We start from the raw sequence: 11,977 nt of genomic DNA, 5'->3' as shown, positions 1-11,977 counted from the left end.
CTTTCATAATTAGGTAAAAAACATGAATGACGTACTTGATGAAATTGACCGGGCGATCCTCACTTGCCTGACTCAGGATGCCAGAGTCTCGTTGAAGGTATTGAGCGCGCGGGTGGGGCTGACCTCGCCGAGCACCGCCGAGCGGGTGAAGCGCCTGGAGGAGCGGGGCGTGATTCAGGGCTATGGGGCGCGGGTGAATCTCGCCGCGCTGGGCTACAGCCTGCAGGCGCTGGTGCGGGTTCGGCCGCTGCCTGGTCTACTGCAAAAGGTGGATAAATATATTCAGGCGATGCCGGAGTGCATTGAAAGTGACAAAGTGACCGGAGAGGACTGTTTCGTGATGCGACTGGTGGTGCGTGATATTGCCCAGCTGGATATGTTACTGGACGGCCTGGCCGAATTTGCGCAGTGCAATACCTCGGTGGTGAAAAGTTCTCCGGTGAAGAGGCGACTGCCCCCGCTGTGAGTTTTCCCGGAGGCGGTGCGGCGCACCCGTCCGGGCTACCAGACGACACACCTGTAGCCTCGCTAAGCGAAGCGCGAGCGAGGAGAGAGCAGAACAGGTGGCTGAAGAGAGTGCAACAGCGGTGGGGGAAGGATGACTCGGCGCTAAAGCGCCTCGCCCTTCGGACCGTTGCCTTCGGCAACGTTCTCTCGCTACGCTCGAGTCGAACCCTGGTCGAAGCTTCTCATCCTTTCCCGTGGGGCAGAATATAGAGTATCGCAGATGGAGTAAGCTGGGGATGACATGAAGAGATGGTGGTGGGGGAAGGATAACTCGGCGCTAAAGCGCCTCGCCCTTCGGACCGTTGCCTGCGGCAACGTTCTCTCGCTTCGCTCGAGTCGAACCTTAGTCGAAGCTTCTCATCCTTTCCCGTGGGGCAGAATATAGAGTATCGCAGATGGAGTAAGCTGGGGATGACATGAAGAGATGGTGGTGGGGGAAGGATTCGAACCTTCGAAGTCGATGACGGCAGATTTACAGTCTGCTCCCTTTGGCCGCTCGGGAACCCCACCAGGGGTAAAATCACATTGTAGGCTATTCAGCACATTGAATGGTGGTGGGGGAAGGATTCGAACCTTCGAAGTCGATGACGGCAGATTTACAGTCTGCTCCCTTTGGCCGCTCGGGAACCCCACCACGGGGTAATGCTTAGTACTGGCCTGCTTCCTTCTCGGGAAGCGGGGCGCATCATACCAAATGATGCGCCCCTGTAAAGCATTCCTTTGACAAAAATAAACTGGTTGCCTGATTTTTACCCGTAACGCCGTAAAGCTAACCAATTCATTTCTCAGTCGATTAAAGAATAATCGTCCGGTTGCCGTAGACGAAGACGCGCTGCGCCAGTACCTGATACAGCGCCCGGCTCAATACGTTTTTTTCGACATCGCGCCCGGCACGCATCATATCTTCTGCGGTATAAGTATGATCGACGTGAATGACGTCCTGCATAATGATGGGGCCTTCGTCCAGATTATCATTCACGTAGTGGGCGGTGGCGCCGATGATCTTCACGCCACGCTCATAGGCCTGATGATACGGACGCGCGCCGATAAACGCCGGCAGGAACGAGTGGTGAATGTTAATGATCTTGTTCGGGAAACGGGCGACAAATTCCGGCGTAAGCACGCGCATATACTTGGCCAGCACCACGTAATCCGGCTCGTGGGCGGCAATCGCGTCGCCCATCTGTTTGTCGTGCTCTTCGCGGCTCAGCCCTTCATGGCTGACCAGTTCAAACGGGATGCCAAAACGTTCCACCAGCGGGCGCAGGGTGTCATGGTTACCAATAACCGCGGCAATATCGACATCCAGCCCGCCGTAATTGGCTTTCATCAGCAGATCGCCGAGGCAGTGGGCCTCTTTCGTCACCAGAATCACCACCCGGCGGCGGCCTGCCGGATTGAGTTCACGAATCGAGCCTTCCGGCAGGGCGCTGTCCAGATCGGCCAGTAGAATAGCGTCGTTGAAAATGCCTTCCAGTTCGGTGCGCATAAAGAAACGACCGGTGCGGTGGTCAACAAATTCGTTGTTCTGCACAATGTTAAGTTCGTGCTTGTAGCAGATATTGGTGATACGCGCGATGAGGCCTTTCTGATCAGGGCAAATAGTGCGTAGTACTTTACGTTGTAATGAATGCATCGCGAGGAAAATCCTGTAGTGTTTGCAAGCGCTGCGGCAGCGTTACTGGCCGCAGCATTTTTTAAATTTTTTACCTGAACCGCAAGGGCAGGGGTCGTTACGGCCAATCAGCGGTCGTGTCCCGTCGATATAGTACCACTGTCCATTTTCTTTTAAGAATCTGGAACGTTCAATAATGGCGCCCGGGCGGTTATTGTCATTAAAGCGGGCGATAAAGCTGACAAAGCCTTCATTTGCGGCTCGTCCTTCATCGCTGGCGAACAGGGTTAAGCCCAGCCATTCTGTGTGGGCAAAGCCTTTCTCCAGTTCGGCGCGAAACTGCCGCGCCTGACAGGACGGATGCCAGGTTTTGATCAGATAGTCGGCATCTTTCATGACGAACGCGCTGTAACGTGAGCGCATAAGCTGTGACGGGCCTGGCGCAAGCTCAGCGCCGGACAGATATCGCTGGCAACATGAGCTATACTCCAGTGCGCTGCCACAGGGGCATAATTGCGACAAAACAGCCTCCATGGAAGAATGAGTAACGGCGCTTCTACGCCAAAGGGCTTTATGTTAACTGAGCCGTGACAATGTTGCCACGCTCAGAGTGGAAGGATAGTTATCAGTACTAATGAGAAAGCTTAAAATTGGTCTGGCGTTAGGTGCGGGTGCCGCCCGCGGATGGTCGCATATTGGCGTCATCAACGCCCTCCAGCAGGCCGGCATTGAGATTGATATCGTGGCCGGTTGCTCTATCGGTTCGCTGGTAGGGGCGGCGTATGCCTGTAACCGGCTCCCGGCGCTTGAGTCCTGGGTCTGCTCTTTCAGCAACTGGGACGTTCTGAAACTGATGGACCTCTCCTGGCGCCGCGGTGGACTGTTGCGGGGTGAAAAGGTATTCAATCATTATCGCCGCATCATGCCCGTGACCGATATCGAACACTGCGAACGGCGATTTGCCGCCGTCGCGACAAATTTAAGCACTGGCAGGGAGCTGTGGTTTACCGAAGGCGATCTGCATTTAGCGATTCGAGCCTCCTGCAGTATGCCGGGGTTAATGTCGCCGGTAAGGCATAATGGTTACTGGCTGGTCGATGGCGCGGTGGTCAATCCGGTTCCCGTGTCGCTTACGCGGGCAATGGGGGCCGATATCGTGATTGCCGTGGATCTGCAACATGATGCCCACCTTATGCAGCAGGATTTATTCTCCCTCGAAACGCCGCGGCGGGAAGCCGAAGCGAAGGAGGGGCCATGGCATACTCGTCTGCGTGCACGCTTGACGCAAATGAGTTCCCGCCGGACGGCCGTGACGCCGACGGCGATGGAGATCATGACCACCTCTATCCAGGTCCTGGAGAATCGTCTTAAACGCAATCGTATGGCGGGTGACCCGCCGGATATCCTGTTGCAACCGTACTGTCCACAAGTCTCGACGCTTGATTTCCATCGCGCCGGCGAGGCGATTACCGCAGGGCAGCTGGCGGTAGAAAAGAAAATGGATGAATTATTACCCTTAGTGCGTACCGCGATTTGACGCACGAGTACCTGACTTAAGCAAATTCTGACAGGCGATAGTGAGAATAGCGTGCCACTATTGAATTATCGTCAGCCAGGGGAGATATCATGACGCAGCCATTGGCGGGAAAACAGATTCTGATAGTTGAAGACGAACCCGTTTTCCGCTCACTCTTGCATGGATGGCTGACCTCGCTGGGAGCAACGACCTTCCAGGCGGAAGATGGCAAGGATGCCCTGCATAAAATGACGGAGGTGCATCCGGACCTGATGATTTGCGACATTTCGATGCCGAGAATGAACGGTCTGGAGCTGGTGGAGACGTTGCGTAATCGCGGCGAGCAGCTACCGATCCTGATGATTTCCGCTACCGAAAACATGGCCGATATAGCCAAAGCGTTGCGGCTTGGCGTTCAGGACGTGTTGTTAAAGCCAGTAAAAGATTTCAATCGCCTGCGTGAAACCGTTTATGCGTGCCTCTATCCTGCGATGTTCAGTTCACGTGTGGAAGAGGAAGAGCGTCTATTTGAGGACTGGGACGCGCTGGTCAGTAATCCTACCGCCGCCTCACGATTACTGCAGGAATTACAGCCGCCGGTGCAACAGGAAATGTCGCACTGCCGCATTCATTATCGCCAGCTGGTGTCGGCGGATAAACCCGGTCTGGTACTCGATATCGCGCCGCTCTCGGACAATGATTTGGCCTTCTATTGTCTGGATGTCACACGAGCAGGAGATAATGGCGTACTGGCAGCTTTATTATTGCGCGCGTTGTTCAATGGCTTGTTACAGGAGCAACTGGCGCATCAGGGACAACGGCTTCCAGAAATGGGGAGTCTGCTAAAACAGGTGAATCAGCTGCTGCGTCAGGCAAACCTTCCCGGTCAGTTTCCTTTGTTAGTGGGGTATTACCACAGCGGACTGAAAAATTTAATTCTGGTGTCGGCGGGGCTCAATGGCACGCTGAATACCGGTGAGCATCAAATTCAGATTAGTAATGGCGTTCCTTTGGGAACGTTGGGTGATGCTTACCTTAACCAAATTAGCCAGCGTTGTACCTCATGGCAGTGCCAAATTTGGGGGGCTGGAGGGCGTTTACGCTTAATGTTGTCTGCGGAATGAGCAATTACGGTTATATCTAAGCAGACGGGATTACCCGTTGCCCTTTAGCGGTGGTAACATCGAGCAGTTTTATGCGTAAAAGTCCTAATTCGAGGCTATCGGAAGCTTTTCAGACCAGTGAATACGCGGTTGACTGATATACTCGACACGTTATTTGTAACGAGAAGTTTAAAAAACAAACAGTCCAGGAGATTTCAATGGCTGCCCTTAATTCTAAAGTCAGAAAAGCGGTTATCCCGGTTGCGGGATTAGGCACCAGGATGCTGCCGGCCACCAAAGCGATTCCAAAAGAAATGCTGCCGCTGGTAGATAAGCCGTTAATTCAGTACGTTGTTAATGAATGTATCGCTGCAGGAATTACTGAAATTGTTCTGGTAACGCACTCGTCCAAAAACTCTATCGAAAACCATTTCGATACCAGTTTTGAGCTGGAAGCGATGCTGGAAAAACGTGTGAAACGCCAGCTGCTGGAAGAAGTGCAGTCTATTTGTCCGCCACACGTAACCATTATGCAAGTTCGTCAGGGCCTGGCAAAAGGTCTGGGACACGCGGTGCTTTGCGCCCATCCGGTGGTGGGTGATGAGCCGGTCGCAGTTATTCTGCCAGACGTTATTCTGGATGAATATGAATCCGATCTGAGCCGCGATAACCTCGCGGAGATGATCTCTCGTTTCGATGAGACCGGCGCCAGCCAGATTATGGTTGAGCCTGTCGACGACGTGACCGCTTACGGTGTCGTTGACTGTAAAGGTGAATCCCTCAAGCCGGGAGAAAGCGTGCCGATGGTAGGCGTGGTCGAGAAGCCAAAAGCTGACGTCGCGCCGTCCAACCTGGCGGTGGTGGGGCGCTATGTCCTCAGCGCCGATATCTGGCCGCTGCTGGCGAAGACTCCTCCGGGTGCCGGTGATGAAATTCAGCTGACTGACGCGATTGATATGCTGATCGAAAAAGAGACTGTCGAAGCTTATCACATGAAAGGCAAGAGCCATGACTGCGGTAATAAGCTTGGCTACATGCAGGCGTTCGTCGAATATGGTATTCGCCACAAAACGCTGGGTGACGATTTTAAAGCCTGGCTGGAAACCGCGGTCACGAAGTAATCTGCCGCGCTGTTGAAAGCACAAAACCGGGAGCCGCAGATGCGCTCCCGGTTTTTTATATCGGCCCTGGAGCAAAAAAAATCCCGCCGCAGCGGGATTTTTTATATCAAAACAACGGAGATTAGATCAGGAAATCGTCCAGTGATTTACCTTGCTCATCCATTGCTTTTTTGATCACCGCCGGGGTACGGCCCTGGCCGGTCCAGGTTTTGGTTTCGCCGTTTTCGTCGACATAGCTGTATTTAGCCGGACGTGCAGCACGCTTGGTTTTGGTACCGGCTTTAACGGCTGCCATGGTGCTCAGCAGTTCATTCGGATCAATACCGTCAGCAATCAGCATTTCACGGTATTGCTGCAGCTTACGCGTACGTTCTTCAATTTCTGCTGCGGCGGCGTTTTCTTCTTCACGGCGCTCGTTAACAACGACTTCTAATTTTTCCAGCATTTCTTCGAGCGTTTCCAGGGTGCATTCTCTTGCCTGCGCACGAAGAGTACGGATGTTGTTCAAAATTTTAAGTGCTTCGCTCATTGTAGTAATCTCAAACTTATATTGTGGGGTGGTTTGTTGAACTAATAATAGAGCGATAAAATGCGTTGTGCAATAGGGGGGAATGTAAGGAATTCAAAATTACTGGTTATTTGTCGCGAGAATTAATTAATTTAAGTTAAAATTCCCGTGCCGCTTCACATCTTTCATCCTTATAGCGATGAGGAGAAGGTAAGCTAAAACCCTGAGACGGTATGCTTTTTCTGAGGTACGGTGAGAAAAATTATCCTTTACATGGGTAAATAACCCTCGTCAGTATTAGCGCATTTTTGGTTACGAGACTTAATATAAAACAACGTGCGGCCCAGCTTATAGCCCCATAGTTAACCGCCCTATAAGCACGAAAAGACAATGGTTACCCCGCCAGTAGCGTAACGGGGCGCACAAATAATGGCCCTGTAAATTCAATTCATCCTCTTAATCCTTTGGCTTTGCAGGCTCTTCGGCTGCGATACAATACCCCTGCTAAATGGGCGGCTGTACGCATAAAATATGGTATAATCGCCGCCGCGATAAAACACTTTGATTGGGGTCACGCAGCCGATGGCACAACTTTATTTCTACTACTCTGCAATGAATGCAGGTAAGTCGACCGCTCTGTTGCAATCTTCGTACAATTACCAGGAGCGGGGGATGCGTACCGTCGTTTATACCGCTGAGATTGATGACCGCTTTGGCGCCGGAAAAGTTAGCTCGCGTATCGGTCTCTCATCGCCGGCCCGTTTGTATAATCCACAGACGTCGCTATATAACGATATTGCCGCAGAGCACAAGTTAAAACCGATTCACTGCGTGCTGGTGGATGAAAGCCAGTTTCTGACGCGCGAGCAGGTTCATGAGCTGTCTGAAGTTGTCGATACGCTGGACATTCCGGTGCTTTGCTATGGCCTGCGGACAGACTTTCGCGGTGAGCTCTTCACCGGTAGCCAGTATTTGCTGGCCTGGTCAGATAAGCTGGTGGAGCTGAAAACCATCTGTTTCTGCGGACGAAAGGCTAGCATGGTGCTGCGCCTCGATCAGGAGGGGCGTCCTTATAATGAGGGCGAGCAGGTCGTCATCGGCGGTAATGAACGATACGTTTCAGTCTGTCGTAAGCATTATAAAGAAGCGCTGAGCGTCGGCTCGTTAACCCAGGTACAAAACCTGCACCGCCCCTGCTAATACGCGCAGAAGCTCGTCCAGGCGCCTGTAGGCGCCTTTTTTATTGCCTGCGCTCCGTTGGGTTAGCAGGGTTAAAGCATGGCTGACGGCAGGCAAAAAAAAGCCCCGTCAGATGACGGGGCTTGCAGAACGTTTATGCTTGTTGATTAAGCGGATTTTTTCGCTTTTTTCTCAGCTTTCACTGGTGCCGCTTCGGCTTTCGCGGCGGCTTCGCCTTCGACGAACTCGCGACCGTAGTAGGTATCCAGCAGGATCTGTTTCAGTTCGGAGATCAGCGGGTAGCGCGGGTTAGCGCCGGTGCACTGGTCATCGAATGCATCTTCAGACAGCTTATCAACGTGGGCCAGGAAGTCAGCTTCCTGAACGCCAGCTTCGCGGATAGATTTCGGAATACCCAGCTCAGCTTTCACGCTTTCCAGCCATGCCAGCAGTTTCTCGATTTTCGCTGCGGTGCGGTCGCCCGGTGCGGAGAGACCCAGGTGATCGGCGATTTCAGCGTAGCGACGACGAGCCTGCGGACGGTCGTACTGGCTGAACGCGGTCTGCTTGGTCGGGTTGTCATTCGCGTTGTAGCGGATAACGTTGCAGATCAGCAGGGCGTTGGCCAGACCGTGCGGAATATGGAACTGGGAACCCAGTTTGTGCGCCATGGAGTGGCACACGCCGAGGAAGGCGTTAGCAAACGCAATACCGGCGATGGTGGCGGCACTGTGTACGCGCTCGCGGGCAACCGGGTTCTTGGAACCTTCGTGGTAGGACGCCGGCAGGTACTCTTTCAGCAGCTTCAGCGCCTGCAGAGCCTGGCCGTCAGAGAACTCAGAAGCCAGAACGGAAACGTAAGCTTCCAGGGCGTGGGTCACTGCATCCAGACCACCGAACGCACACAGCGATTTCGGCATATCCATCACCAGGTTGGCATCGACGATGGCCATATCCGGGGTCAGCGCGTAGTCCGCCAGCGGATATTTCTGACCTGTCGCGTCGTCGGTCACAACGGCGAACGGCGTAACTTCAGAACCGGTACCGGAGGTGGTAGTGATCGCCACCATCTTGGCTTTAACGCCCATTTTCGGGAACTTGTAGATACGTTTACGGATATCCATAAAGCGCAGGGCCAGTTCTTCGAAGTGGGTTTCCGGATGTTCGTACATGACCCACATGATTTTCGCCGCATCCATCGGGGAACCGCCGCCCAGCGCGATGATCACGTCTGGTTTGAAGGAGTTCGCCAGTTCAGCACCTTTACGTACGATGGTCAGCGTCGGGTCAGCTTCAACTTCGAAGAAGACTTCAGTTTCCACACCCGCAGCTTTCAGTACGGAGGTGATCTGATCGGCATAACCGTTGTTGAACAGGAAGCGGTCAGTCACGATCAGCGCGCGTTTGTGACCATCAGTAATCACTTCATCCAGTGCGATAGGCAGGGAGCCACGACGGAAGTAGATAGATTTCGGAAGTTTGTGCCACAACATGTTTTCAGCTCGCTTAGCAACGGTTTTCTTGTTGATCAGGTGTTTCGGACCAACGTTTTCAGAGATGGAGTTACCACCCCAGGAACCACAACCCAGAGTCAGGGAAGGAGCGAGTTTGAAGTTGTACAGGTCACCGATACCACCCTGAGAAGCCGGGGTGTTGATCAGGATACGCGCCGTTTTCATCATCTGGCCGAAGTAAGCCACGCGAGCCGGCTGGTTATCCTGGTCGGTGTACAGGCAAGAGGTATGACCGATACCGCCCATGGCGACCAGTTTTTCTGCTTTGGTCACGGCGTCTTCGAAATCTTTCGCACGGTACATCGCCAGCGTCGGAGACAGTTTTTCGTGAGCAAACGGCTCGCTTTCGTCAACGTCGGTGACTTCGCCAATCAGGATTTTAGTCGTGGCCGGTACGGTGAAGCCTGCCAGTTCAGCGATTTTCGCTGCAGGCTGACCAACGATAGCGGCGTTCAGCGCGCCATTTTTCAGGATAATGTCCTGAACGGCTTTCAGCTCTTTACCCTGCAGCAGGTAGCCGCCGTGGCTGGCGAAACGTTCGCGAACCGCGTCATAAACGGAATCAACCACCACAACGGACTGCTCAGAAGCACAGATAACGCCGTTATCGAAGGTTTTAGACATCAGAACGGAAGCAACGGCGCGTTTGATGTCAGCCGTTTCATCAATCACCACCGGGGTGTTACCGGCACCTACGCCGATAGCAGGTTTACCGGAGCTGTATGCTGCTTTCACCATGCCTGGACCACCGGTTGCAAGGATCAGGTTGATATCCGGGTGGTGCATCAGGGCGTTAGACAGCTCAACAGACGGCTGATCGATCCAACCAATCAGGTCTTTCGGTGCGCCGGCAGCGATGGCAGCCTGCAGGACAATGTCAGCCGCTTTGTTAGTGGCTTCTTTAGCACGCGGGTGCGGAGAGAAAATGATGGCGTTACGCGTCTTCAGGCTGATGAGCGATTTGAAGATGGCTGTTGAAGTCGGGTTCGTGGTCGGAACGATACCGCAGATGATGCCGATAGGTTCAGCGATAGTGATGGTACCAAAAGTGTCGTCTTCTGACAGGACGCCACAGGTTTTTTCGTCTTTATAAGCGTTGTAGATGTATTCGGAAGCGAAGTGGTTTTTGATCACTTTGTCTTCAACGATGCCCATGCCGGATTCGGCAACGGCCATTTTGGCGAGAGGGATTCGAGCATCTGCAGCGGCCAGCGCGGCGGCGCGGAAGATTTTGTCGACTTGTTCTTGAGTGAAACTGGCATATTCACGCTGGGCTTTCTTGACACGCTCAACAAGCGCGTTCAGTTCAGCGATATTAGTAACAGCCATAATGCTCTCCTGATAATGTTAAACTTTTTTAGTAAATCAGTCGCTCGATTCGACATTATAGACAGGCTGTAAACAGCTTGCATGTAAATGTTTATGTAGGAAAATCAGGACGCTGTTTTACCGATTTACTAAAAAAGCTTTATCTTTTTAACTTTCAGGTACTGCTGCCTTCCACTCTGTTGGTGTCATCAAGATTACTCACTTCTGAGTACAAATTACGTGATTTAGATCAAGTATTGGCACTGCTGATACCTTTCAGCTGACTGCTTTTTGACCGGTTCGATCAAGTGTAATGGGAGGGTTTTGAAATTAAAAAAACGATTAGCATTAAAACTACAAATAGCTAACATTCGATACATATCACCGGGTTATGCATATTTATAATGAATATTGCATGCAAAAAGCGTATGTTTCGCGCAGTTATTTTATGCTGTTAACAGTCAACCGCCAATTTTGATGATGCTGCGGAGCCCATTGTGCCTCAATCACTGTTCGATTTTTCTGCATATTTCAAGTTTTTCATCGGCTTATTTGCTCTGGTTAACCCGGTGGGCATTATTCCTGTGTTCATTAGTATGACCAGCTACCAACCGGCAGCAGTGCGCAATAAGACCAACCTGACCGCCAACCTGTCGGTGGCGATCATCCTCCTGACGTCATTGTTTCTCGGCGATGGCATTCTGCAGATTTTTGGTATCTCCATTGATTCATTCCGTATCGCCGGCGGCATCCTGGTGGTGACCATCGCGATGTCGATGATCAGCGGTAAGCTCGGTGAAGATAAGCAGAACAAGCAGGAGAAGTCGGAGACGGCGGTGCGGGAGAGCATCGGCGTGGTTCCTCTCGCGCTACCGCTAATGGCCGGACCGGGGGCAATCAGTTCCACTATCGTGTGGGGTACGCGGTATCACTCCTGGGTGCACCTCGTCGGTTTTTCACTGGCGATTGCCGTCTTTGCCCTCTGCTGCTGGGGGATTTTCCGCATGGCGCCGTGGCTGGTGCGTCTGCTAGGGCAGACAGGGATCAACGTCATCACCCGTATTATGGGCCTGCTGCTGATGGCCCTTGGCATTGAGTTTATTGTGACGGGGATTAAAGCGCTCTTTCCGGGGCTGCTGAGTTAGCTGGTTGCCACGCAGGCGGGTAGGTTCCCTTCTCGCCTGCGCGATTATTAGCAAAACCTATTAGCCAGCGCGTAACCGGCGGTAGGAATAACATTTTGCGATATCGCTATTAATTCCATAATTTTCATTAATATATGAAATATTCCTCTTAACATTCCCCTCACGTCTCCCCATCCTGTGATGTTATTTTCTTCACATCATTCTCTGGTACTTGCTGTCGGATCATCGAAATGATATTAGTAATTTTAACAAGGCTGTAGATGAATGTGCTAAAAAGTAATCTATTGTTAAATTTTTGTACAAAAAATCATCTTGCGGTCGTTGATCAGTATGTTGGCTGGTGAAAGCATCATAACTAAATGATTAATAATGATATTTTTCTATCGGTGTTTTGTGGCAACCGCGAGTAACGCTGGCAAAGCCGGCAATAAAAGAGAATCCGGTAACATATTTGCAAATTG

11 protein-coding genes, 2 tRNA genes and 2 other RNA genes are annotated in these 11,977 nt (G+C 52.1%); 7 read left to right on the top strand and 8 right to left on the bottom strand.

The annotated features are described in order from the left end of the window. The first annotated feature begins 22 nt into the window (after positions 1-22). Positions 23-466, top strand: a complete 444-nt coding sequence (locus CE636_RS05315) for an Lrp/AsnC family transcriptional regulator (protein WP_017900769.1) — start codon at positions 23-25, stop codon at positions 464-466. A gap of 116 nt (positions 467-582) precedes the next feature. On the opposite strand, the gene CE636_RS05310 is transcribed toward CE636_RS05315, so the two are convergent. The 6 genes from CE636_RS05310 to CE636_RS05285 all read right to left on the bottom strand — a co-directional run bounded on the left by CE636_RS05310 (position 583) and on the right by CE636_RS05285 (position 2,644). Beyond that, positions 583-715, bottom strand: a non-coding RNA gene (locus tag CE636_RS05310) — RtT sRNA. A 42-nt stretch (positions 716-757) separates the two neighbouring features. Beyond that, positions 758-890, bottom strand: a non-coding RNA gene (locus CE636_RS05305) — RtT sRNA. Between the two features lie 42 nt (positions 891-932). After that, a tRNA-Tyr gene (locus tag CE636_RS05300) sits at positions 933-1,017 on the bottom strand. 39 nt (positions 1,018-1,056) lie between these two features. Further along, positions 1,057-1,141: transfer RNA gene (locus CE636_RS05295), tRNA-Tyr, on the bottom strand. 159 nt (positions 1,142-1,300) lie between these two features. After that, positions 1,301-2,143, bottom strand: a complete 843-nt coding sequence (purU, locus tag CE636_RS05290; protein WP_004203178.1) for a formyltetrahydrofolate deformylase — start codon at positions 2,141-2,143, stop codon at positions 1,301-1,303. A 42-nt stretch (positions 2,144-2,185) separates the two neighbouring features. Next, positions 2,186-2,644 (bottom strand): YchJ family protein, encoded by a 459-nt coding sequence (locus CE636_RS05285; protein WP_017900770.1) that lies wholly within the window; start codon positions 2,642-2,644, stop codon positions 2,186-2,188. 112 nt (positions 2,645-2,756) lie between these two features. On the opposite strand from CE636_RS05285, the gene rssA reads away from it, so the two are divergent. The 3 genes from rssA (at position 2,757) to galU (ending at position 5,862) form a co-directional block, all read left to right on the top strand. Then, positions 2,757-3,659 carry a patatin-like phospholipase RssA gene (rssA, locus tag CE636_RS05280; RefSeq protein WP_004203175.1) on the top strand — a complete coding sequence of 301 codons (903 nt, stop codon included), beginning with the start codon at positions 2,757-2,759 and terminating at the stop codon, positions 3,657-3,659. A gap of 89 nt (positions 3,660-3,748) precedes the next feature. Beyond that, positions 3,749-4,762 (top strand): two-component system response regulator RssB, encoded by a 1,014-nt coding sequence (rssB, locus tag CE636_RS05275; RefSeq protein ID WP_017900771.1) that lies wholly within the window; start codon positions 3,749-3,751, stop codon positions 4,760-4,762. 197 nt (positions 4,763-4,959) lie between these two features. Then, a complete protein-coding gene (gene galU / locus CE636_RS05270) occupies positions 4,960-5,862 on the top strand; it encodes a UTP--glucose-1-phosphate uridylyltransferase GalU (RefSeq protein WP_017900772.1) in 903 nt (300 codons plus the stop codon). Between the two features lie 121 nt (positions 5,863-5,983). Here the strand turns inward: galU and hns are convergent, their stop codons facing one another. Then, a complete protein-coding gene (hns, locus tag CE636_RS05265) occupies positions 5,984-6,391 on the bottom strand; it encodes a histone-like nucleoid-structuring protein H-NS (RefSeq protein ID WP_002910103.1) in 408 nt (135 codons plus the stop codon). A gap of 561 nt (positions 6,392-6,952) precedes the next feature. On the opposite strand from hns, the gene tdk reads away from it, so the two are divergent. After that, the gene (gene tdk, locus CE636_RS05260; RefSeq protein WP_025999297.1) at positions 6,953-7,570 is read left to right on the top strand and encodes a thymidine kinase; all 618 of its coding nucleotides are present in this window, start codon (positions 6,953-6,955) and stop codon (positions 7,568-7,570) included. Between the two features lie 146 nt (positions 7,571-7,716). Here the strand turns inward: tdk and adhE are convergent, their stop codons facing one another. Further along, entirely contained in the window at positions 7,717-10,392 is a 2,676-nt protein-coding gene (adhE, locus tag CE636_RS05255) for a bifunctional acetaldehyde-CoA/alcohol dehydrogenase (protein ID WP_004203165.1), read from the bottom strand. Positions 10,393-10,469: 77 nt separating this feature from the next. On the opposite strand from adhE, the gene CE636_RS05250 reads away from it, so the two are divergent. Together CE636_RS05250 and CE636_RS05245 are read left to right on the top strand one after the other, a co-directional pair. After that, on the top strand, positions 10,470-10,655 hold the full coding sequence (locus tag CE636_RS05250) for a hypothetical protein (RefSeq protein WP_032425908.1): 186 nt from the start codon (positions 10,470-10,472) through the stop codon (positions 10,653-10,655). A 213-nt stretch (positions 10,656-10,868) separates the two neighbouring features. Next, positions 10,869-11,516: a YchE family NAAT transporter gene (locus CE636_RS05245; RefSeq protein ID WP_017900774.1), complete on the top strand. Its 648-nt coding sequence runs from the start codon at positions 10,869-10,871 to the stop codon at positions 11,514-11,516. Positions 11,517-11,977 lie beyond the last annotated feature (461 nt).

Source organism: Klebsiella sp. LY, from assembly GCF_004010915.1.
GTDB classification, from domain to species: Bacteria; Pseudomonadota; Gammaproteobacteria; order Enterobacterales; family Enterobacteriaceae; genus Klebsiella; species Klebsiella quasipneumoniae.
The sequence above is the reverse complement of the archived record's forward strand: the minus strand, read 5'-3'. Positions and strand labels throughout refer to the sequence as shown.

Excerpts from the sequence above, each read along its gene's own strand:
- CE636_RS05315 (WP_017900769.1), top strand. The coding sequence starts at position 23 with ATGAATGACGTACTTGATGAAATTGACCGGGCGATCCTCACTTGCCTG.
- purU (WP_004203178.1), bottom strand. The coding sequence starts at position 2,143 with ATGCATTCATTACAACGTAAAGTACTACGCACTATTTGCCCTGATCAG.
- rssA (WP_004203175.1), top strand. The coding sequence starts at position 2,757 with ATGAGAAAGCTTAAAATTGGTCTGGCGTTAGGTGCGGGTGCCGCCCGC.
- rssB (WP_017900771.1), top strand. The coding sequence starts at position 3,749 with ATGACGCAGCCATTGGCGGGAAAACAGATTCTGATAGTTGAAGACGAA.
- galU (WP_017900772.1), top strand. The coding sequence starts at position 4,960 with ATGGCTGCCCTTAATTCTAAAGTCAGAAAAGCGGTTATCCCGGTTGCG.
- hns (WP_002910103.1), bottom strand. The coding sequence starts at position 6,391 with ATGAGCGAAGCACTTAAAATTTTGAACAACATCCGTACTCTTCGTGCG.
- tdk (WP_025999297.1), top strand. The coding sequence starts at position 6,953 with ATGGCACAACTTTATTTCTACTACTCTGCAATGAATGCAGGTAAGTCG.
- adhE (WP_004203165.1), bottom strand. The coding sequence starts at position 10,392 with ATGGCTGTTACTAATATCGCTGAACTGAACGCGCTTGTTGAGCGTGTC.